This is a genomic window from Billgrantia saliphila (assembly GCF_002930105.1).
In the GTDB taxonomy this organism is placed as follows: domain Bacteria; phylum Pseudomonadota; class Gammaproteobacteria; order Pseudomonadales; family Halomonadaceae; genus Halomonas; species Halomonas saliphila.
Map to the genome: position 1 here is coordinate 74,760 of NZ_PJRN01000006.1, position 21,861 is coordinate 96,620.

The window sequence follows — 21,861 nt, forward strand, 5'->3', positions numbered from 1 at the left end:
ACCTCTCAATCGCCATCCGCCAGCGCCGGCAGCAGCACCTTGAGCTTACGCGTCAGCGTGTTCCGCCCCCAGCCCAGCAGCTCGGCGGCTTCTCCCTTGCGCCCGCCGGTGTGCTTCAGCGCGGTCTCGATCAGGATGCGTTCGAAGTCCGGTACCGCTTCTTCCAGCAGATGGGTATGGCCCGCGGCCAGTGCACGGTCAGCCCAGTCGCGAAAGGCGGCTCGCCAATCGCCGGCGGGCGATTCCCCCGCCTCGCTGCTGCGCAGCTCCGGCGGCAGATCCTCGACAAGGATCTCGCGCCCCGATGCCATCACGGTCAACCAGCGGCAGGTGTTCTCGAGCTGGCGCACGTTGCCCGGCCAGGGCAGGCGAGTTAGATGCTCCTCGGCGTCGCGGGTCAGCACCTTGATATCGGTCGTCAGCTCCTTGGCGGCCTCGGCCAGAAAATGCCGCGCCAGCCGTGGGATGTCCTCGCGCCGTTCGGCGAGCCGCGGCAGATGCACCCGGATCACGTTGAGGCGATGGAAGAGGTCCTCGCGAAAGCGTCCGTCCTCCACCAGCGCCTCGAGATTCTGGTGGGTCGCCGCGATGATGCGTACGTCCACCTTCACCGGGGTGTGGCCGCCGACCCGGTAGAACTCGCCGTCGGCAAGCACGCGCAGCAGCCGGGTCTGGGTCTCGGCGGGCATGTCGCCAATCTCGTCGAGGAACAAGGTACCGCCGTCGGCCTGCTCGAAGCGGCCCTGGCGCTGGGCGGTGGCCCCGGTGAAGGCGCCCTTCTCGTGGCCGAACAGTTCGGACTCGATCAGGTCGCGCGGAATCGCCGCCATGTTCAGCGCGATGAACGGTTTGCCGGTACGTGGGCTGTGCTGGTGCAAGGCGCGGGCCACCCGCTCCTTGCCGGTCCCCGACTCGCCGTTGATCAACACCGTGATGTGCGAGTGAGACAGCCGGCCGATGGCACGGAAGACCTCCTGCATCGCCGACGCCTCGCCAATGATCTCGGCATCCAGCCCCTCGGGCACGCTCACCGGTCGCTTGCGCTCCCGCGCGTGGGCCACCGCACGGCGCACCAGGGCCAGCGCCTCGTCGACATCGAACGGCTTGGGCAGGTATTCGAAGGCGCCGCCCTGGTAGGAGGCGACGGCACTATCGAGATCGGAATGTGCGGTCATGACGATGACCGGCAGATCGGGATGCGCCTCGCGCACCCGCGACATCAGGTCCAGCCCGTCGATCCCGGGCATGCGGATATCGGTGATCAGGACATCGGGAGGGTCGTCCAGCAGCCGGCTGAGCGCCAGATCGGCCCGCTCGATACACTCGACCTCTAGGTCGGGCTGGGCCAGGGTGCGCTCCAGCACCCAGCGAATGGCGCGGTCGTCGTCGACCACCGCGACACGTGCGACATCAGTCATGGCGCCTCTCCAGTGGAATCAGCAGACGGAATTCGGTGTGGCCGGGGCGGGACTCGCATTCGATGAGCCCCTGGTGCTGGTGCAGGATGCCCTGGGCAATGGAAAGGCCCAGCCCGCTGCCGTCGGCCCGGCCCGATACCATGGGATAGAACAGGGTCTCTTCCAGGCTTTCGGGGATTCCGGGGCCGTTGTCGATCAGGGCCACCTCGCAGACCAGGCGGTGACGCTCCGCGCCCAGCGTGAACTGTCGCCGCGCCCGGGTCCGCAGCAGCAAGCTGGGGGTTTCGGTGCCGGCCTCGGCCATCGCCTCCACCGCATTGCGCGCCACGTTGAGCACCGCCTGGATCATTTGCGCCTCGTCGCCCGGCAAATCCGGCAAGCTCGGGTCGTAGTCGCGTTCGATCGCCACACCGGGCGTCTCGGCGACCAGCAGCGTACGCACCCGCTCCAGCACCTTGTGAATGTTCAGCGGCTCGTAGCGCGTCAGCTGGTTGGGGCCGAGCATGCTGTCGACCAGGTCGCGCAGGCGATCGACTTCCTCGACGATGACGCGGGTGAACTCCTTCAGCGCAGGGTCGTCGAGATCGCGCTCGAGCAGCTGCGCGGCGCCGCGAATGCCGCCCAGCGGATTCTTGACCTCATGGGCGAGGCCGCGCGAAAGCACCTTGATCGCCTCCTGCCGGTTGAGCAATGCCTCTTCGCGGGAGATGCGCAGCAGGCGGTCGCGCGGCTCCATCTCAACCAGCAACTCGTCGGCGGAAAGCGGAGTGACGGTATAGTCCACAGTGGCTGCCGTTCCACCGAGCAGCGCCAGCCTGACCTCACGCTGGGTGAAGGGATGCTGATCGTCGCGCGCCTTGGCCAGCACCGTGCTCATACCGTCGTCCTCGGCCAGCAGCGCCGGGAGGCTGTGTCCCTTCACCCGTCCCAGGCTGACCGCCAACAGTGCCTCGGCCGCCGGGTTCATCCACCGCAGGCGCAGCTCATCGTCGAGCAGCAGCACCGCGGTGGTGAGGTGTTCCATCAGGCGTCGATACATGTCGGCCTTCCCTTGGTGAAACGCAAATGCATGAGGGGCAAACGCCTGCATCGTCATGGCGCAGCGACGTTCCGACGTCCTGCCCCCCGCAGCAACCCCATGAACAGTTAAAGCAAGAAGCGCGCCAATCGCGATGAGTGAGGTATGGCGCCGTTTCGGGGCAAGCCGGACAGGCTCCCACGCACCATGATGGTGCATGGAAGAGTCGATCACCAGTGCGAAGGACGCCTTGCGCGCCGTATTGGCGCAATCGTGAAGCCAGCCGTCAGGTCCGGCGTGCGGCGCTCAGCCGTCGCGCTCGACGGTGAGACTTACGGGCGGGGTGCGATGGCGAACTTCGCCACGGCCGTCCAGCAGCTCGGCCTGTAATTCGTACTCACCGCGGCCGAGGCCATTGAGCACGAAGGCAGAGGTGTGCATGGCGGATTGACTGACCTGGCCATCGACCAGCAGACGCACGCGATGGTCCGGGCGCAGCGACGGCTCGATGGCCAGCTCCACCTGCAGGTTGCCCGCCTGGCTGGCGGGAAGCTCCGTCAGCTGCGCCGGCGAGCGGATACGGAAGGTGTCGTAGGGCATAAAAGGCTGGCCGGGTGACTGACTTGTCGGCGCGGCGCTTTCCGCCGGGCGAAGCGGCTGGACCAGGCGGCCATCGCGCGACGGCACCACCGTCAGCGGCGCCAGATCGACCGGCTCGCCGCCGCTGTCGGGGTCATCGGTAAAGACGACGTTGCCCTGGGCATCGGTCGTGCGATAGATCGACGTGGCCAACGCCGTGTCGGCCAGCAGCAGCCACACCAGCCCCACCATGAGTCCCCTGAACATGAGCCTCTCCTTCGTCGGCACTCCGGCCTCGCTGCCGGTGGCGGCCGCGCCTGTCTGCGTGAACGCGTCTCACGCACCGTTACCGAGCATAGTGTACGCCAAAAAAAGAGCCCCGCGATGCGGGGCTCCTGGGTTCGGCCGGCGGTCGTTGCGGCCGGCTTGGGCGCTGCTCAGCAGCTGTAGTACATGTCGAACTCGATCGGGTGCGTGGTCATGCGGATACGCTCCACGTCTTCCATCTTCAGCTCGATGTAGGCGTCGATCATGTCGTCGGTGAACACGCCGCCCTCGGTGAGGAAGGCACGATCCTTGTCCAGCGCCTCGAGAGCCTGATCCAGGCTATGCGCCACGGTCGGCACCTTCTTGCCCTCTTCCGGCGGCAGGTCGTAGAGGTTCTTGTCCATCGCATCGCCGGGGTGGATCTTGTTCTTGATGCCGTCGATACCGGCCATCAGCATGGCGGCGAAGCACAGGTAGGGGTTGGCGGTCGGGTCGGGGAAGCGAAGCTCGACGCGCTTGCCCTTGGGGCTCGCGGTATACGGGATGCGGATGGAGGCCGAGCGGTTGCGCGCGCTGTAGGCCAGCATGACCGGCGCCTCGAAGCCCGGCACCAGACGCTTGTAGGAGTTGGTCGAAGCGTTGGCAAAGGCGTTCAGGGCACGGGCGTGCTTGATCACGCCACCGATGTAGTAGAGCGCCATTTCGGACAGCCCGGCGTACTGGTCGCCGGCGAACTGGTTCTGTCCATCCTTCCAGAAGGACTGGTGCACGTGCATGCCGCTGCCGTTGTCGCCCACCAGCGGCTTGGGCATGAAGGTCGCGGTCTTGCCGTAGGCGTGAGCCACGTTGTGGATCACGTACTTCATTTCCTGAACTTCGTCGGCCTTCTTCACCAGGGTGTTGAACTTGACGCCGATCTCGTTCTGGCCGGCGTTGGCCACCTCGTGGTGGTGAACCTCGACGGTCTGGCCGATGGCTTCCAGGGTGTTGCACATCGCGCCGCGGATGTCATGGAAGCTGTCGACCGGGGGTACCGGGAAGTAGCCGCCCTTGACGCGCGGGCGGTGCGCCAGGTTGCCGCCTTCGACCTGACGGTCGGTGGCCCAGGCACCCTCTTCGGAGGTGATCTTGTACATGGCGCCTTCGATGTCGGCCTTCCAATGCACCTCGTCGAAGATGAAGAACTCGGGCTCGGGGCCGAAGAAAGCGGTATCGCCCAGGCCGGTGGACTGCAGGTAGGCCTCGGCGCGCTTGGCGATGGAGCGCGGGTCGCGCTCATAGCCCTGCATGGTGGCCGGCTCGATGATATCGCAGCGCAGCACTAGGGTGGCGTCTTCGGTGAACGGATCGAGGAAGGCGGTGCCGTCTTCCGGACGCAGGATCATGTCGGACTCGTTGATGCCCTTCCAGCCGGAAATCGAGGAGCCGTCGAACATCTGGCCGTTCTCGAAGAATTCCTCGTCCACGTCACGCGCCGGGATGGTGACGTGCTGTTCCTTGCCCCGCGTGTCGGTGAAGCGAAGGTCGACCCACTTCACATCGTGTTCTTCGATCAGGGCGAGTGTCTTGGCAGACATGATGTCCTCCGTTGAGCTGTGGCTCGTTTCAATGGCTGATAGTCCATTGGCGCCGATGGATCAGCGCCTGTTGTAGCACGCTGTGGGCCTTGCTGCCCACGATCGCCATGCAAGAGCATGGTGAGCTGCCCAGTCCAATGCAGACGACATGCCAACTTTGCACCACTTAAGCCCGGAAAACTTTTACTCTTTGTTTTTAAAAGCAAAAAACCTGCACTTTGGCGTTGCACGATGCACCAGCGCCGCCCGAGGGAGCTAGCGCCCATGGCGTGAAGTGAATTATCGCACCTTAATGGTGCGTCAAGGGGAGCAATCGCACCATTGGGGTGCGCAAGGAAGCGACCATCGACACTAGGCCGAATCGATCGTCACTCTCGCCTGGCAGGCGCGCAGGCGAGCAAGCAGTTCGGGAAGCGCCTCGGTATCCAGCTTCGGATCGAAACCGCCGATGCGCTCGAACCAATCGCGTGCTATCCAGAAGGTATCCAGGGGCGAAGTGCGCTGCAGGCGATACCACCAGTGCCGCAGCCGACCCTGACGAGGAATTCGCAGCACGGCGGCGTCCCAGGCACGCTCCTCGCCGGCGGCACTCAGCCGATGGCTAAGCCAATCGACGGCGCGCCGCGGCCCCAACCCCGGGAACAGCAGCACATCGCCCCGGCTGACGGCCACGGCGACGTTCAGGCGGCTGCCGAGGGACTCGCCGGAACAGTGGATCAGCGTGGTCTCATGGCGCCGCGTCAAAGCCGGTAGTCGGGCATCGCCGGTGTCGTCTACCAACAGCAGCTCATGGCTGCCATGCCACTCGCGAGCCGCGCGTTGTAACATGGCAAGATGGCGCGGTAGTTGCGCGCCAGCGGTGCGAGCATCGAGAAGAACACTACTGAGTAGCATCTAGCGGGCTCCACGAGAGCGGGGAAGCGCCTCGAATCGGCACGTTTTGTCATATTTTGTATCGCTAAGTGTACAAAAGTATCGAGAAAGCCCGCTGCTGAATTTTTCCCCACTCCGTTGTCCAAGTCCTACCCAGTCGGTGTTTAACCGGTTCATGCGCCGCAGCAAGCCTCAATGAGTGTCACAGCCACGTTACAGGTTGAAAGCGGCCATATCGCGAGGTTGTGCTATTCCCCTACCCCGCTTGTCTGTACAATGCGCCACCACTCCCCTACCCCCGCGCCTAGGGTACGTCTTTCGATGTGTACATAGGTGCGTATATATGATGAGTCACACCCTATGAACACAGCTGTAACCCCCTCTCGTATCGAGAGCTTGCGCAATATTGCGATTATCGCCCACGTCGACCACGGCAAGACCACGCTGGTCGACAAGCTGCTGAGCCAGTCCGGCACGCTCGACCGCAAGGCCGAGGGTCAGGAGCGGATCATGGACTCCAACGACCAGGAGAAGGAGCGCGGCATCACCATCCTGGCCAAGAACACCGCGATCCGCTGGCGCGACGGCAACGGCCGCGACTTCCATATCAATATCGTCGACACACCGGGGCACGCCGACTTCGGTGGCGAGGTCGAGCGCGTGATGTCGATGGTCGACTCGGTGCTGCTGCTGGTGGACGCTGTCGACGGCCCCATGCCGCAAACCCGCTTCGTGACCCAGAAAGCATTCAATCAGGGCCTCAAGCCGATCGTGGTGGTCAACAAGATCGACCGCCCCGGCGCTCGTCCCGACTGGGTCATCGATCAGATCTTCGACCTGTTCGACAATCTCGGCGCCAGCGACGAGCAGCTCGACTTCCCGATCATCTACTGCTCGGCGCTCAACGGCATCGCCGGTATGGACCCGGAAGAACTCGCTGATGACATGACGCCGATGTTCCAGGCCATCGTCGACATCGTCGAGCCGCCGGCGGTCGAACTCGACGGTCCTTTCCAGATGCAGATCTCGGCGCTGGATTACTCCAGCTACGTGGGCGTCATCGGCCTCGGCCGCATCAAGCGCGGTGCGGTGAAACCCAACCAGACGGTTACCGTGGTCGGCACTGACGGCAAGACCCGCAAGGGCAAGGTAGGCCAGGTGATGACCCACCTGGGGCTGGAGCGCGTGCAGACCGAGCAGGCCACCGCCGGTGACATCGTCTGCATCACAGGCATTGATGAGCTGTCGATCTCCGACACGCTGTGCGACCCGGCCGCCGTCGAGGCGCTGCCGCCGCTGTCGGTCGACGAGCCCACCGTGTCCATGACCTTCCAGGTCAACGACTCGCCCTTCGCCGGCCGCGACGGTAAGTACGTCACCAGCCGCAACATCAAGGATCGCCTCGAGCAGGAACTGATTCACAACGTGGCGCTGCGCGTCGAGCAGGGCGAGAGCCCTGAGAAGTTCAAGGTCTCCGGACGCGGCGAGCTGCACCTGTCGGTGCTGATCGAGACCATGCGCCGCGAGGGCTTCGAACTGGCGGTGGGCCGCCCCGAGGTGATCATCAAGGAGATCGACGGGGTCAAGCAGGAGCCTTACGAAGAGGTCATCATCGACTGCGAGGAGCAGCACCAGGGCGCGATCATGGAGGAGCTCGGCTACCGCAAGGGCGAGCTGACCAACATGAACCCCGACGGCAAGGGCCGCGTGCGCCTGGACTTCATCATCCCGGCACGCGGGCTGATCGGCTTCCGCGGCCAGTTCCTCACCCTGACCTCGGGTACCGGCATCCTCACCAGCCGCTTCGACCACTACGGCCCGCTCAAGCCCGACGCCGCCATCGAGCGTCGCAACGGCGTGCTGGTGTCGATGGTCGACGGCAAGGCGCTGGCCTACGCGCTGTACGCCCTGCAGGAACGCGGCAAGCTGATCATCGACCACGGCACCGAGGTCTATGAAGGCATGCTGGTGGGCATCCATAATCGCGCCAACGATCTGGTGGTCAACCCCACCAAGGGCAAGAAGCTCGACAACATGCGCGCCTCGGGCAACGACGAGAATATCGTGCTGACGCCGCCGGTGAAGTTCTCGCTGGAGCAGGCGATCGAGTTCCTCGACGACGACGAGCTGGTGGAGATCACCCCCAACCACATCCGCCTGCGCAAGAAGTTCCTCAAGGAGCACGAGCGCAAGCGCGCCAAGAAGTAAGCCGACGCGATACCCTTGCGCCCGCCTTCACGGCGGGCGCTTTGCGTCGGGCCATCTCGCGAGAGCGGCTACGCTATAGGCAAACCCAGCAACAGCGAGGAGCCAGCATGCATAAACACGTCGAATGGGACGACCCGGGTGCCGACAGCGTGATGCACCATTACGAGCGCTCCCCCCAGGGCTACTCGGAGCCCGGCCCCGGTGACATCCTCTCGGCCCGCTATCGGGGCAAGGTGGTGCGCATCAAGGTCGAGGCCTACGTGGACGACACCAGCATCGGCCAGGTGGTGGCGATAATTTCCCACGGCGGCAAGCGGCTCAATGCGCTCGGCAAACTTGCGATCGGCGATACCGTACGCCTGCCGGACGCGATGCGCGCCTTCGAAACCCGTCGCGACGAGGGCGAAGCAGACCCGGGCGAGGACTGACTTCCACGTTCCCGAGCCCCGGTCATCCGCCGCCCCCAACGCAGCCTTAACGCTTGGCCTCTGGCTACGCAGCGGGTTCTGTCGCAGAGTGTACCCGCCGCCAAACCGGCCTCACCGGCCAGCGGCGGACATCCGACGGCCCACAAGGCCAAGCGCAATCCTTCGGAATAACAATGAGTACGCATAACGTCTGGACTCACAAGGGCACCTTCCTGTTGGCCGCCGTCGGTTCGGCGGTGGGGCTCGGCAACCTCTGGCGGTTTCCCTACTTGGCCGGCGAGAACGGCGGTGGTGCCTTCATCCTGATCTACGCCCTGACCATCTTCGCCGTGGGCATCCCGATTCTCATCGCCGAGACCATGCTCGGCCGCGCCAGCCGGCGCAGCCCGATCATGGGCATGCACTTTCTGACCCGCACCCATAACACCTTCCGGGCCTGGGAATCGATCGGCTGGTTGGGCGCCGCTTCGGCCTTCTTGATCCTGAGTTTCTATTCGGTGATCGCCGGTTGGGCGATCCATTACACCTGGCAAATGCTCACCGGAACGCTGGTTGGTGCCGACGCCGAAACCATCGGTGCCGGCTTTGACGCCCTGCTGGCCTCGCCGGGCCTGCTGACTCTCTATCACACCCTGTTCATCATCGCCTCGGGGTTGATCGTCGGCATGGGCATCCACAAGGGCATCGAGAGCGGCCTGCGTATCATGATGCCGGCCCTGTTCGCGATCCTGCTGGTGGTGCTGTTCTACGGCATCGCCAACGGCGACTTCGCCGCCGCCGCCAGTTTCCTGTTCACCTTCAACCTGGGCGACCTGAGCCTCGAGGGCTGGCTGCAGGCCATGGGCCAGTCGTTCTTCACCCTGAGCCTCGGCATGGGTGCGATCATGGCCTACGGCGCCTACATGTCCAGCGACGCCTCGCTGAGCCGTACCGCCTTCGCCATCGCCTTCATCGATACCGCGGTGGCCATGGTCGCGGGACTGGCGATCTTCTCGCTGGTGTTCGGCGCCGGGCTCGACGCTGCCGCCGGGCCGGGCCTGATGTTCGTCACCCTGCCGCTGGCCTTTGCCGAGATGCCCTTCGGCGGACTGGTGGGCGGGGTGTTCTTCATCCTGGTGCTGGGCGCGGCGATCAGTTCCTCGATCTCGCTGATCGAGCCGGTGGCCGCCTTCCTGGTCGAGCGCTTCGACTTGACGCGCCCCCAAGCCGTATTCGCCATGGTGCTCGCCAGCTGGGCGATGGGCCTGCTCACTGTCGTCAGCTTCAATACCTGGGCCGAGGACAGTCTATTCCACACGCTGTTCGGCCGCAGCGCCTTCGACTTCATCGAACTGCTGACCAATATCTTCATGCCACTGGGCGGCCTGCTGATCGCACTGTTCGCCGGCTGGGCCCTGACCTACTCCGAGGTCATGAAGGAGATGCGCACCAGCGAGACCTGGTTCCAGGTATGGCGTTTCCTGGTACGCTTCGTGGCACCGGCCGCGGTGGCCTTCGTCTTCCTGCGCAGCATCCCGCAGGTGGAGGGCTACCTGTTACCGACCGTCGGTGCACTGTTCATCGTCGGCGCCTTCGCCGCGGGCCGCACCTACCTGGGTGACGGCCGCCAGGGGTGATAAATCAATATTGACCCACCGCCGCCGCCGGCGGTCCGATAACAAGACCATGGCCCGTCTACGTCATCCTATCGGCGGGACCAATAACAACATTCCGGAGCGACGAACGGTCCGGAAACAGGGCAGGAACACATATGGCATCCATTATCGACGTCAGGCACGTCAACAAGGCCTTCGGTGGGCTGAAGGTCATCAACGACTGCTCCATCCAGGTGGAGAAAGGCTCGATCACCGGACTCATCGGTCCCAACGGCGCCGGAAAATCAACTCTCTTCAACATCATCGCCGGCGCTCTGCCGCTCGATAGCGGCCAGATCCTGCTCGACGGCGAGGACATCACCAATTGCCCCGCCAACGAGCTCTTTCACAAGGGACTGCTGCGCACCTTCCAGATCGCCCATGAGTTCTGCCACATGACCGCGCTGGAGAACCTGATGATGGTGCCGCCGCGTCAGGCGGGCGAGAGCCTGTTCGACGCCTGGCTCAAGCCGGGCAGCGTGGCGCGGCAGGAGGCCGAGGTGCGCCGCCGCGCGCTCGAGGTGATCGACTTCATCGGCCTTTACCACGTGCGCAACGAGCTGGCCGGCAACCTCTCAGGTGGCCAGAAGAAGCTGCTGGAGCTGGGCCGGACCATGATGACCGACGCCCGCGTGGTGCTGCTCGACGAGATCGCCGCCGGGGTCAACCGCACTCTGCTCGGCGACCTGGTCGGCAACATCGAACGGCTCAATCGCGAGTTCGGCTACACCTTCCTCGTCATCGAGCACGACATGGACATGATCGCGCGGCTGTGCGATCCGGTCATCGTGCTGGCCCAAGGCAGCGTGATGGTCGAAGGCAGCATCGAGGAGATCCAGAACGATCCCCAAGTGATCGAAGCCTACTTCGGCTCAAACGCCGCCTGAGGGGGCACCGCCCCACCTGAGCCTGCCCGCCCAAGCGCGGGAGACAAGAAAAACAGTCACGACAGCGCAGAGAACACACGATGCCATTACTCGAAGCACGCGACGTGCATGGCGGCTACGGCGGCATGAACATCCTCAATGGGGTGAACATGACGATCGAGGCCGACGAGATCGGCGTGATCGTCGGCCCCAACGGCGCCGGCAAGTCGACCATGCTCAAGGCCGTCTTCGGCCTGCTCACCGTCAGCCAGGGCGAGATCCTGCTGCGCGGCGAGCCGATCCATAACCTGCCGCCCAACAAGCTGGTACAGAAGGGCATGGGCTTCATCCCCCAGGAGAAGAACGTCTTCCCCAGCCTCACCGTGAAAGAGAACCTGGAGATGGGCGCCTTCCTCAAGCCGGGCAACGTCAAGCGCATGCTGAAGAATATCTACGACGTCTTCCCTCCGCTCTACGACAAGCGCCACCAGCCGGCCGGCGAGCTCTCCGGCGGCCAGCGCCAGATGGTCGCCATGGGCCGTGCGCTGATGGCCGAACCCGAGATCCTGCTGCTCGACGAACCCACCGCCGGCCTCTCGCCGCTCTACATGAACGAGATCTTCGAGCGGGTGAAGGAGATCAATGCCGCCGGCGTCGGCATCCTGATGGTGGAGCAGAACGCCAAGCAGGCGCTGGCCATCGCCGACAAGGGTTTCGTCCTGGCCGCCGGTCAGAACCGCTTCACCGATACCGGTGCCGCCCTGCTCGCCGACCCCGAAGTCGCCAAGAGTTTCCTGGGCGGCTGAGCCCCCGGAGCCAGGATCTGGAGAGAACGTTGTGAACGAACTGGTCTTCTTTATCAACAACGTGGTGATCGCCGGCAGCGTGACCGGCTCGATCTACGCCATCGGCGCCGTCGGCGTGACGCTGGTGTTCAGCATCATGCGCTTCGCCCATTTCGCCCATGCCGACATGATGACCTTCGGCGCCTTCATGGTGCTGCTGCTGACGCTGGCCTTCCCCGGCGTGGGCGGCGTCGTGGGGCTGCCCACGCCGGTGGTCATGCTGCCGCTGGCCATCGTGCTCACCGCGCTGCTTGCGGTGGGCATCGACAAGGCCTTCTACAAGCCGCTGCGCGCCCATGGCGTCAAGCCGATCGTGCTGGTGATCGGTTCGCTGGGCGTGACCCTGATGCTGCAGGGGCTGATTCGCCTGTTCGCCGGCACCGGCGCGCAGAACCTCTACCTGGCCGGCGAGCGCAAGGAGATCTACCGCATCGCGCTGCCCATCGAAGGCGTGCGGGCGCCGATCGTGATCACCGAGCCGCAGATCATCCTCTTCGTGCTCACCGTCACTGCCGTGGTCGGTTTGCACCTGTTCCTCAACCGCTCGCGGCTGGGCAAGGCGATGCGCGCCATGTCCGACAACCCCGACCTGGCGCGGGCCTCGGGGATCAACACCAATACCATCGTGGCCGTCACCTGGGTCATCGCCGGGGGGCTGGCCGCCATCGCCGGAACGCTGCTCTCGCTCGACGTGACCTTCAAGCCCGACCTCAGCTTCTTCCTGCTGCTGCCGATCTTCGCCGCGGCTATCGTCGGCGGCGTGGGGCACCCTTACGGCGCCATCGCCGGCGGCTTCGTGGTCGGCTTCGCCGAGACCCTGGCGGTATTCAACTGGTCGGTGCTGCTGCGCCCCTTCCGCGACAGCCTGCCCGAGTGGCTGGCGCAGGCCGGCAACCTCGCCTTCGTCGGCACCGAGTACAAGATCGTGGTGCCCTTCTTCATCCTGGTGGCCATCCTGGTGTGGCGTCCCACCGGCATCTTCAAGGGTAAGGTGATCTGATGAGCACACAACAAGAACACGCTTCGCGCCGCGACGATACGGTGGCCGCTCCCTCGCGCTTCCCGCTGCGCGAGGTCGTCCTGTTCGGCGCTGTCCTGGCAGCGGTGCTCGGCGTCTATGCGGTCATGGGTGTCGCCTACAGCACGCGCATGCTGGTGGAGGCGGCCTGCTATGCCATCCTGGCCCTGGGCCTGACCATTCAATGGGGCTATGCCGGTCAGTTCAATGCCGGCGTGATGGGCTTCGTGGCGCTCGGCGGCTTCTGCGCCATGTTCTTCAGCGTGCCGGTGAACGACGCCTTCTGGGGCACCGAGCTGCCCGGCGAACTAGGCCGCGTACTGCTCTACCTCGCCGCTGCCGCGATGCTGGTGTTCGGCGCCACTCGGCTCGATCGCGTCGGGGTGCCCAAGAAGCTGCGCACCCTGATCGCCATCGTGCTTGCCGTGGTGCTCTACCTGGTGGTGATCAGCATGCTGCGCGAGGTGACCGATGAGATCGAATCGCGCGCCGGCTTCATCGGCGGCCTGGGGCTGCCGGCCTGGACCGGTTGGATCGTCGGCGGCGCGCTGGCCGGCGGCGTCGGTTATTTCATCGGCCACATCTGCCTGGGCCTGCGCAGCGACTACCTGGCCATCGCCACCCTGGGCATCGCCGAGATCATCAAGGCGTTCCTCAAGAACTCCGACTGGCTGACCCGCGGTACTGCCACCGTCTCGCCGCTGCCCTGGCCCACCCCCGGGCCCAGCACCCTCGGCTTCACGCTTTCCCGAGCGCTCTATCTCTCGGTGACGGCGGTGATGATCGCGGCGATCTTCTTCCTGCTGCACCGCGCCTATCATGCCCCCTGGGGACGTATGATCCGGGCCATCCGCGACAACGAGGTGGCCGCCTCGGCCATGGGCAAGGACATCAATCGCCGCCGGCTGGAGATCTTCGTGCTGGGCTGCATCCTGATGGGCATCGGCGGCGGCGCGCTGACGTCGTTCAACAGCCTGTTCGACCCCCAGGGCTACCTGCCGCTCAACCACACCTTCCTGGTGCTGGTGATGGTCATCCTCGGCGGCCCCGGCAACAACCTGGGCACGATCTTCGGCGCCGTGGCGGTCTACATCATCTGGATCATGTCCGAACCGCTGGCGCTCGCGCTGATGAACCTGGCGGTGTGGGTCGGCGAGGGCGCCTTCGGCTGGGAGCCGCCGGGCAATCTCGACAGTCGCGCGCTGCAGGCCCGGGTGTTCGTGATTGGTCTGTTGATCACCTTGGTGCTGCGCTTCGCCCCGCAGGGGCTGTTACCGGAGAAGGTCAAGCACCACGGCTAGGCAGGAAGGTGCAAAAAACAGCCCCGGCGGGTTTCCCCGCCGGGGCTTTCGTTTGCCTGCTGCTTACCGTATGGCGTTAGAGGTCGACCTGCCCCTTGCCGACAAACTCACTCCCCTCCACCGTCATCTCGACCACGATGCCGGGCACGTCGCCGTTGTCGTCGAACTCGTGACGACCGGAGGCGCCCTCGTAGTTGATTTCTTCACCGGCCGCAATCAGTTCGAGTGCCTTCTCCCACTCGCCGGGCAGGACCACTTCGCCCGGCTCGGAAGCCACGGCGCGCAGCGCCTCGGACAGTCCCTCGCGCTCGGCGCTGCCGTTCTGTTCGATGGCCAGCGCCAGCAGGAAGGCGGCGTCGTAGGCCTGGGCGGCGAATACCGAGCTGGGGTCGAACCCGGCCTCCTCGGCAGCCTGGTTGAAGGTCTCGGTGCCGGGCAGTTCGGGGCTGCCGGGACGCGTGGCGATCATGCCCTGCAGCGCATCCTCGCCCACCGCCTCGACCAGTGACGAACCGACCATGCCGTCGGCGCCGGCGTACTGGTTGAACATGCCGCTCTCGTAGGCCTGGCGCAGAATGGTCTGGCCGGAGCCGTCGGCATAGGCCAGCACCACCAGGGTGTCGGTACCGCTCGCCGAAAGCGAGCCCAGCTCCGAGCGGTAGTCGGCGCGGCCGTCCTCGTGTGCCAGGTTCTCGGCCACGGTGCCGCCGCCGGACTCGAAGGCCTCGGTAAAGGCATCGGCCAGGCCGCGACCGTAGTCGTTGTTGACGTAGGTGACCGCTACCGTGTCGAAGCCCTTCTCGAGCATCAGCTTGGCCAGGATCTGGCCCTGGTAGGCATCCGACGGCACGGTGCGGAACACCAGATCGTTGTCGTCCAGCTCGCTGACGGCCGGGGCCGTGGACGCCGGCGAAACCATGACCACGCCGCCGGGAATGGCCGCGTTGTTGGCTGCCGCCAGGGTCGCCCCGGTGCACAGCGCACCGACGATGGCGGTGACCTGCTCGGTGTTGACCATGCGGTCAGCCGCGTTGGACGCCGCCGAGGCGTCGCTGCAGGTAGTATCGGCGTTGGGCATCTCCAGCGTCTGGCCGTCGAGAATACCGCCCTGCTCGTTGATCTGCTTGACGGCCAGCTGCGCGCCTTCGTAGATCGGCGGCGTCAGGCTCTCGATCGGCCCGGTGAAACCGCCAAGGAAACCGACCTTGACCTGTGCCTGCGCAGCACCGACGAATGCCAGACTGGACGCTGCCACTGCCATCGCCAAAATGCGTTTTTTCATTTTGTTCTGCTCACTCTGGTTGCTAATGAATAAAGGGCACCTCCCTAAATCTGGAAGGGTCGCGGTCAAAACACAAGCCCTCACTACCAACGTTGCGCTATGCCGGATCGCCCCGCCGTGGCGGCAGGGGCCCCTCATGCGTGCCTATACTGAAAGGCCTGCAGCCATGTCCCGACAGCAAGGAGCCGAACCATGCATTCCGCCTCACGCCCTCTGGCGCTGCTGGCCATCCTGAGCCTGGCCACGGCCGCTCACGCCTTCGAACCCGCCGGCGAAGACATCGTCTACGAGGTCGGCGACGAGCCTTTCGAGGGCTACTTCGTCGGCGCCGACAGCGACGCCCGCGGCACGATACTGATCGTCCATGATTGGGACGGCCTGGGCGACTACGAACGCGAGCGCGCCGACATGCTCGCCAAGCAGGGCTATGACGCCTTCGCCGTCGACCTGTTCGGCCAGAACCAGCGCCCCGAGACGGTGGAGAAACGCCAGGAAGCCACCCGAGCCCTGTACAGCGACCGTGAGCGCATGCGCGAGCTGACCCTGGCAGGTCTGGCCCAAGTCCGCGAACAGGAGGCTGCAGAAGAGGTGGTCGTCATCGGCTACTGCTTTGGCGGCGCCGTGGCCCTGGAGATCGCCCGCTCCGGCGAGGCCGAGAACGTCGCCGGCTACGTCAGCTTCCACGGCAGCCTGGCCACGCCGGAAGGCCAGGAGTGGCCCGAGGAAGTCCCGCCGCTGCTGATCGCCCATGGCGCCGCCGACGAATCGGTGACCATGGAAGACGTCGCCACGCTGGTCGAGGAACTCGAAGCCATCGAGGCCACCTATGAGGTCGAGATCTACTCCGGCGCCCCGCACGCCTTCACGGTCTTCGATGGGGAGCGCTATCAAGAGCGTGCCGACGAGAAATCCTGGGCCGCGTTTATGACCTATCTCGAGGAGGTACTGTGAGTGCCGCTGCCGCCCCGCTCAGCGTGACCGAGCTGGCCGGCGGTCCCGGCGAGATCGGCGTGGCCCACGGACGCATTCACCGGCAGCCGATCCAGCGCGGCATCGAGGTCTACGGCCGGCTGTTCCGCGATTTCGTCGGCATCGGCTGGGCACAGGCGCGCGAGGAAGCCGGTCGCTTCGAAGCGATGATCTCGCGCGGCTTCCCCGACATGCTCGACGAGATGGCCGGCATCGCCTGGGGCGCGGGGGTCGACTTCCTTGACATCCTGACGCTCAATTGCCGCAGCGAGATCGCCCTGACACGCGCCAGCGGCGGTTGCTCAGCATTCTCCCTGCGGCGTCACGGCCAGCAATGGCTGGCCCAGAACTGGGACTGGCGTCACGATCAGCTCGACAACGTGGTGGCGCTGCGCATCCGGGGCGACGGCCGCCCCGCGCTGGTCACCATCGGCGAGGCCGGCATGGTGGGCAAGGTGGGGCTGAACGCTCACGGCATCGGCGTCTGCCTCAACGCCATTCGCTCGCAAACCTGCGGCGAGGGGCTGCCGATCCACGTTGCCCTGCGCAAGATACTAGAGAGCCCCGACTTCGACAGCGCCCTCGACGTGGCGACCCGCGACCGGGTCTGCTCGCCCGCGCATTTCCTTCTCGCCAGCGCTCAGGTCGGCAACGAGGGGGGCCAGGCCGCGGGGCTCGAGGTGCAACCCGGCGAGCCCGGCCGAATCGCACCCCGAAACGGCATCGTCACCCATACCAACCATCTCTACGCCCAGGGCGTTGCCTGCCCGGTGCAAGACTTCCCCCGTGCCGATTCGCAGCCACGTCTGCGCCGGCTCGACACCCTGCTTCACGATACGCTGCACGCCGAGGCGGATATCGACGACGCAGCCCTGTTCGACATCCTCAGCGACCATCACGGCACACCGCTGTCGATCTGCCGCCACTTCAACCCGGACCAGCCCGCCGAAGAGCGCATGGAGACGCTGTTCGCGGTAGTGATGAACCTGAGTGAACGTCGCCTGACCCTGCGCCACGGCAAGCCCTGCGAAACCGGCGATACGCTGCGGATAGGCCTGAACTGAACTCAGCCCAGCCGGCGCTCAGGCGCTTCGAACTCCGCCAGCTCGCCTTTCAGGTACTGCTCGGTCGTCAGCAGAAACAGGCGACGGAATAGCTCGTGGATGGCTTCTTCCCGGCGCAGCTGCAGCAGCTCGCGATCCTCCTCGGAAAGCGCCGGGTCGTGGCGCGGGTACTCCCAGGCCAGACGCACAGAGCCCGACGTGGCGTCGCAGATCTGGAGAGTGGGGTTGGCTCCCTTGAGGGCAGTATTGATGCGGTACGGCATGGCAACCTCCGATTACGCTGTTAATGATAACGGTTATCATTAACTTTGGAAAATCTAGCCGCCGGGGTGATCTCTGTCAAATTCCATAAAGAAAAATCGTTCTCGTTCTCTTCCCGCATTGCCCGTGACGCTTGGGAGTGGTACACAAGCTAACGCATACCATTCTCATTTCAAGTCGAGACGAGACCCATGAAGACACTGCTGCTGCCCGCCCTGATTTCCGGCCTGATGTTCGCCACCACCGCCCAGGCCAGTTCCTCCGCCGAGCACTTCAAGGGCGAGCCCGCCGAAACCTTGAGCCAGGCCATGGCCAATTTCTCCGAATACAATCAGCAATTGGCCGACCTGCTCGCCCAGGATGAGCTGAGCCTCGAGGATCTCGGCACCATCCACGAGCTGACCTACACCCTGGAAAACGCACTGGAGAAGATCAACGAGGAAGTGGACACCCTGGCGGTCAACCTGGAAGAGGTTCACCTGGGTTCCGAGACCGGAGACTTCGAGCGCGTCCAGAGCCACGGTGCCGCCTACCTGGAAGCCGCCCAGACGCTCGCCCCCTGAGACGCCAGGGCCCCGGCAGGCGCTTGCCGCCGGGGCCCCCTTCGTCTAACCGACAAGCCATCGCTTCCTCGACGCGGCTCTCACCCAACGACCGAGGTGTCATTTCGCTGCCAAGCCGCTGTCATGGCGCCCTGCCAGGATGCTTTGATCATCCATCCGCAGGAGCTAACGATGCGTTTGTCGCGACGAAATCTGCTGAGCCTGGGCCTGAAAGGCGGGGCCGCCCTGGGCGCCACTCTGGCCGCACCCTCCATCGTGCTGGCCGAGAGCCGCCGCCCCGTGATCAATGCCGGCGTGATGAGCGGCGACATGCTCGCCGACCGCGCCATGCTCTGGTCGCAGGTCGACCGGCCGGCCCGCATGCTGATCGAGATCGCCGACAATCCCGAGTTCCGGGGGGCCCGCCGACTGCTCGGCCCCGAAGCCCTGCCATCCACCGGCCTGACCGCCAAGCTCGACGCCACCGGCCTGGGCGGCATGGACACTGCCCACTATCGCATCCGCTTCGAGGCGCTGGACGATCGCCGCGCTGTCAGCGAGCCGGTCATCGGCCAGCTGCGCCTGCCCCCGGCGGCCCGTCGGAACGTGCGTTTCGTCTGGTCCGGCGACACTGCCGGCCAGGGTTGGGGAATCGACGAATCGAGAGGAGGCATGACCACCTACGAAACGATGCTGCGCCAACAGCCGGACTTCTTCATCCATTCCGGCGACACCGTCTACGCCGATGGCCCTCTGCAGGAGAGCGTAGAGCTGCCCAATGGCGAGCTGTGGCGCAATCGGGTGACCCCCGCCAAGCTCAAGGTAGCCGAGACCCTGGACGAGTTCCGCGGCCAGTACGCCTACAACCTGCTCGACGCCAATGTGCGCCGCTTCAATGCCGCCGTGCCAATGCTCGCCCAATGGGACGACCACGAAACCACCAATAACTGGTATCCCGGCGAGATACTCGACGACGACCGCTATACGGAGAAGAACGTATCGCTGCTCGCCGCTCGTGCGCGGCATGCCTTCCTCGAGTCCATGCCGCTGCGCCAACGCCCCGAGGCTCCCGGGAAAGTTCATCGACGCTTCGCCTACGGCCCGAGCCTGGAGATCTTCATGCTCGACATGCGCTCCCATCGCGCGGCCAACAGCCGCAACCGGCAGGCCGGCGGTGAGGAGGCCGTCTTCCTCGGACAGGACCAGCTGAGTTGGCTGCTGGACGGCCTGCGCCAGTCCCGGGCGACCTGGAAAATCATCGCCTCGGACATGCCCATCGGCCTGATCGTGCGCGACGGCGAGGCCTTCGAGGCCATCGCCAACGACCATCACGGCGAGCCCCTCGGGCGGGAGCTTGAGATCGCCGGGCTGCTCAAGGCGATACGCGACGATGCCATCCACAACGTGGTGTGGCTCACCGCCGACGTGCACTATACCGCCGCTCACCACTACTCGCCGGAGCGCGCCGACTTCCAGGACTTCGCCCCTTTCTGGGAGTTCGTCAGCGGCCCCCTGCACGCCGGTACCTTCGGCCCCGGCGAGCTCGACGATACCTTCGGCCCCGAAGTGGTCTTCCAGAAGGCTCCGCCCGAAGGTCGCGCCAATCTGTCACCCGCCGAGGGTTACCAGTTCTTCGGCCAGGTCGACCTGGACGGCGAGAGCGAAACCCTCACCGTCACCCTGATGGACTCGGCCGGCGAGGCGCTGCATCGGCAGGTACTCGAGCCGCAAAGGGCTTGAGCGCCGAAGAGTGAACGATAGTCGCGCTGCCACGGCCGTGGCAGTGCGGTTACCCCGCCAGCGCCTCTTCCACCACCGCCCGCGCCTCGTCGCTCATGGGCAGTTCCAGCGCCAGCTCACGAGCACGCGGCGACATCTTCTTCCAGGTCATCTGCACGATGCGCACCAGGTGCTCGTGCTCCACCTGCTTGGAGAAGTCGGCGAAGTAGTTCTCGAGGAACACCAGGCAGGCGCAGTCCTCCACCGCCTGGGTGCCCGGGTCGCGGCCCAGGCCCTGCTTGCGGATCATCCGGGAAACCTCGGCGGCGTCCTCCGCGGAATAGCCGGCCGCTTCCATCACCCGCGCCGTGGTCTCCCCGGCCCGCTTGCCCTGATCGCGCCGCCAGGTGAGATAGCCCACGCGCCCCTCCGGGTATTGGTTGCGCGGCACCTGCCAGCGCTGCAGGTGCTGGCCACGCACCGCGATCCGCGTCAGCTCGTCGGGCGCCGCCACTACTTGCTCCAGCCAGGCACTCATGCGCCCCGCATGCCACAGCTCCAGCGGCAGGGACTCACCCTCGACCTCCACCCGCCGCGGGTCCTCGGCATGCAGGGCATCGAGGTCGGAGATGACACGCTGGTAGGGAGTTTGATCTGACATGGGGAGTTCTCTCCAAGGCCTTGTTCACCCAGCATACCGCACCCGGCAAGCCGAACGGTAACTCGCCCGCTGACGCCGGCCGCAGCGAATGTCGCCTTTTAACTATTTGAATCTCAACCTAACTTGGTAAACACCTATCGAATGCCAAGGAGAGGTATTCCATGAGACATGCACTTCTCGTCCCCTTTCTCGCCTTGCTGTCGCTGGGCATCGTTCACGCCAGCGAACAGGACCTCGACGTCGACGCCGTCGACGACAAAATCGAAGCGGAACTCAAGCAGGAGCTCGAACAGACCCAGGGCCAGACCGTCGAGACCCTCAAGGACGCCGTGGATGCCCTGGAGCTGCGCAACGACCTGCTCGACGTGCTGATGAAAAAGGAGGAGCTGACCGAAGGCGACATCGCCATCATTCAACAGCTCACCGAGACCATCGAGAATGCCCTGGCGAAGATCGACGAAGAGCTCGACAACATGAGCGACCAGGTACAGGAAGTGAAAGCCGGCGCCGAGAGCGGCGATGCCGAGAGCATCCGGGAGAACGGCAGAGGATACCTGGAGAAGTACCGCACGCTGCGGGAGTAAGCGTACGTAAGCTACTCCTCAACTTTTTGTAAGAAATAACTTACAAAACCGGACAAGCCGCAGCTCACGCGGCTTTCCGTTCATGCCCGGCCAGCCTGGCCAAATCACCGTTTTTGAACTCTTGTTAATTTCGCTTCGGTAATGTTAGGTTTCGCGCTGTAATTTCGCGTACATGACCGCAGGGAACATAATGAAACCGAAGTATATCCTCGCCGCCGCTGCCTTAATGGCCTCCACCACTGCTCTGGCCGACGTTCAGGCGGGCAACACATATATGGGCGGCCAGTTCTCATGGACCACAGTCGATATCAGCGGTGTGTCTTCCGATTTCGAACCGAGCGCTGCCGTCTTTCGTTTTGGCCACTTCCTGGTGGATAACTTTGCTATCGAAGCACGAGCAGGCACTGGAATCTCGGACGACACCCACCACTACAGTGGCATCGATGTGACCGGCGAGATCGACCATGTGCTGGGCCTGTACGGCACCGGCTATCTTCCTCTGGGCGACTCTCCTGTCTCGCTCTATGGCCTCGTCGGCTTCACTCGTGGCAAGGCCACGCTTTCTTCCGACGCGCTGGGTATCTCCGAGAGCGACAGTGACACCGACTTCTCTTACGGTGTAGGCGTTCAAGGACAGGTCGCACCGCAGTTGTCAGCCAACCTCGAGTACATGTCCTATCTCGACAAGTCGGATTATGAAGTCTCGGCCATAGGCGTGGGCCTGAACTACCATTTCTGAAGCGCGAC

General features: G+C 64.7%; 21 protein-coding genes. 13 read left to right on the plus strand and 8 right to left on the minus strand.

The genetic code is table 11. The features are described from left to right. Positions 1-5: 5 nt before the first annotated feature. The 5 genes from ntrC to CYJ07_RS08545 form a co-directional block, all read right to left on the minus strand. Positions 6-1,418, minus strand: a complete 1,413-nt coding sequence (gene ntrC, locus CYJ07_RS08525; RefSeq protein ID WP_104203268.1) for a nitrogen regulation protein NR(I) — start codon at positions 1,416-1,418, stop codon at positions 6-8. Further along, positions 1,411-2,457 (minus strand): nitrogen regulation protein NR(II), encoded by a 1,047-nt coding sequence (gene glnL / locus CYJ07_RS08530; protein WP_104203269.1) that lies wholly within the window; start codon positions 2,455-2,457, stop codon positions 1,411-1,413. Before glnL ends, ntrC begins: the two co-directional genes overlap by 8 nt. Positions 2,458-2,742: 285 nt before the next feature. Next, entirely contained in the window at positions 2,743-3,282 is a 540-nt protein-coding gene (locus CYJ07_RS08535; RefSeq protein ID WP_104203270.1) for a DUF4124 domain-containing protein, read from the minus strand. A 170-nt stretch (positions 3,283-3,452) separates the two neighbouring features. After that, positions 3,453-4,859: a glutamate--ammonia ligase gene (gene glnA / locus CYJ07_RS08540; RefSeq protein WP_104203271.1), complete on the minus strand. Its 1,407-nt coding sequence runs from the start codon at positions 4,857-4,859 to the stop codon at positions 3,453-3,455. Positions 4,860-5,210: 351 nt separating this feature from the next. Continuing rightward, complete coding sequence (locus CYJ07_RS08545; protein ID WP_104203272.1) at positions 5,211-5,753, minus strand: glycosyltransferase family protein; 543 nt, start codon at positions 5,751-5,753, stop codon at positions 5,211-5,213. A gap of 339 nt (positions 5,754-6,092) precedes the next feature. Here CYJ07_RS08545 and typA point away from each other — a divergent pair, with 339 nt between their 5' ends. The 7 genes from typA (at position 6,093) to CYJ07_RS08580 (ending at position 14,032) form a co-directional block, all read left to right on the plus strand. Next, positions 6,093-7,940 (plus strand): translational GTPase TypA, encoded by a 1,848-nt coding sequence (typA, locus tag CYJ07_RS08550; protein WP_104203273.1) that lies wholly within the window; start codon positions 6,093-6,095, stop codon positions 7,938-7,940. A gap of 107 nt (positions 7,941-8,047) precedes the next feature. Continuing rightward, positions 8,048-8,368, plus strand: a complete 321-nt coding sequence (locus tag CYJ07_RS08555) for a hypothetical protein (RefSeq protein ID WP_104203274.1) — start codon at positions 8,048-8,050, stop codon at positions 8,366-8,368. Between the two features lie 173 nt (positions 8,369-8,541). Further along, on the plus strand, positions 8,542-9,984 hold the full coding sequence (locus CYJ07_RS08560) for a sodium-dependent transporter (RefSeq protein WP_104203275.1): 1,443 nt from the start codon (positions 8,542-8,544) through the stop codon (positions 9,982-9,984). A gap of 134 nt (positions 9,985-10,118) precedes the next feature. Beyond that, the gene (locus CYJ07_RS08565; RefSeq protein WP_104203276.1) at positions 10,119-10,889 is read left to right on the plus strand and encodes an ABC transporter ATP-binding protein; all 771 of its coding nucleotides are present in this window, start codon (positions 10,119-10,121) and stop codon (positions 10,887-10,889) included. Between the two features lie 80 nt (positions 10,890-10,969). After that, a complete protein-coding gene (locus CYJ07_RS08570; RefSeq protein ID WP_104203277.1) occupies positions 10,970-11,674 on the plus strand; it encodes an ABC transporter ATP-binding protein in 705 nt (234 codons plus the stop codon). Positions 11,675-11,705: 31 nt separating this feature from the next. Then, the gene (locus CYJ07_RS08575; RefSeq protein WP_104203278.1) at positions 11,706-12,713 is read left to right on the plus strand and encodes a branched-chain amino acid ABC transporter permease; all 1,008 of its coding nucleotides are present in this window, start codon (positions 11,706-11,708) and stop codon (positions 12,711-12,713) included. Then, the gene (locus tag CYJ07_RS08580) at positions 12,713-14,032 is read left to right on the plus strand and encodes a branched-chain amino acid ABC transporter permease (protein WP_104203279.1); all 1,320 of its coding nucleotides are present in this window, start codon (positions 12,713-12,715) and stop codon (positions 14,030-14,032) included. The genes CYJ07_RS08575 and CYJ07_RS08580 overlap by 1 nt, the downstream gene beginning before the upstream one ends. A gap of 76 nt (positions 14,033-14,108) precedes the next feature. Here the strand turns inward: CYJ07_RS08580 and CYJ07_RS08585 are convergent, their stop codons facing one another. Then, positions 14,109-15,314: an ABC transporter substrate-binding protein gene (locus CYJ07_RS08585; RefSeq protein WP_104203280.1), complete on the minus strand. Its 1,206-nt coding sequence runs from the start codon at positions 15,312-15,314 to the stop codon at positions 14,109-14,111. Positions 15,315-15,506: 192 nt separating this feature from the next. Here CYJ07_RS08585 and CYJ07_RS08590 point away from each other — a divergent pair, with 192 nt between their 5' ends. Next, the gene (locus tag CYJ07_RS08590; RefSeq protein ID WP_104203281.1) at positions 15,507-16,265 is read left to right on the plus strand and encodes a dienelactone hydrolase family protein; all 759 of its coding nucleotides are present in this window, start codon (positions 15,507-15,509) and stop codon (positions 16,263-16,265) included. Beyond that, a complete protein-coding gene (locus tag CYJ07_RS08595; protein ID WP_104203282.1) occupies positions 16,262-17,347 on the plus strand; it encodes a C45 family autoproteolytic acyltransferase/hydrolase in 1,086 nt (361 codons plus the stop codon). Before CYJ07_RS08590 ends, CYJ07_RS08595 begins: the two co-directional genes overlap by 4 nt. A 2-nt stretch (positions 17,348-17,349) precedes the next feature. Here the strand turns inward: CYJ07_RS08595 and CYJ07_RS08600 are convergent, their stop codons facing one another. Then, positions 17,350-17,610 carry a hypothetical protein gene (locus tag CYJ07_RS08600; protein ID WP_104203283.1) on the minus strand — a complete coding sequence of 87 codons (261 nt, stop codon included), beginning with the start codon at positions 17,608-17,610 and terminating at the stop codon, positions 17,350-17,352. Between the two features lie 189 nt (positions 17,611-17,799). Between CYJ07_RS08600 and CYJ07_RS08605 the strand changes: the two genes are divergently transcribed. After that, positions 17,800-18,171 (plus strand): DUF6746 family protein, encoded by a 372-nt coding sequence (locus CYJ07_RS08605; RefSeq protein WP_104203284.1) that lies wholly within the window; start codon positions 17,800-17,802, stop codon positions 18,169-18,171. A gap of 171 nt (positions 18,172-18,342) precedes the next feature. Continuing rightward, positions 18,343-19,890 (plus strand): alkaline phosphatase D family protein, encoded by a 1,548-nt coding sequence (locus tag CYJ07_RS08610; RefSeq protein WP_104203285.1) that lies wholly within the window; start codon positions 18,343-18,345, stop codon positions 19,888-19,890. Between the two features lie 49 nt (positions 19,891-19,939). Here CYJ07_RS08610 and CYJ07_RS08615 read toward each other — a convergent pair whose 3' ends face one another. Then, positions 19,940-20,530 (minus strand): DUF4202 domain-containing protein, encoded by a 591-nt coding sequence (locus CYJ07_RS08615; RefSeq protein WP_104203286.1) that lies wholly within the window; start codon positions 20,528-20,530, stop codon positions 19,940-19,942. 161 nt (positions 20,531-20,691) lie between these two features. On the opposite strand from CYJ07_RS08615, the gene CYJ07_RS08620 reads away from it, so the two are divergent. Beyond that, positions 20,692-21,114, plus strand: a complete 423-nt coding sequence (locus CYJ07_RS08620) for a DUF6746 family protein (protein WP_104203287.1) — start codon at positions 20,692-20,694, stop codon at positions 21,112-21,114. A 190-nt stretch (positions 21,115-21,304) separates the two neighbouring features. Further along, positions 21,305-21,853 (plus strand): porin family protein, encoded by a 549-nt coding sequence (locus tag CYJ07_RS08625; RefSeq protein ID WP_197038297.1) that lies wholly within the window; start codon positions 21,305-21,307, stop codon positions 21,851-21,853. Positions 21,854-21,861: the final 8 nt, after the last annotated feature.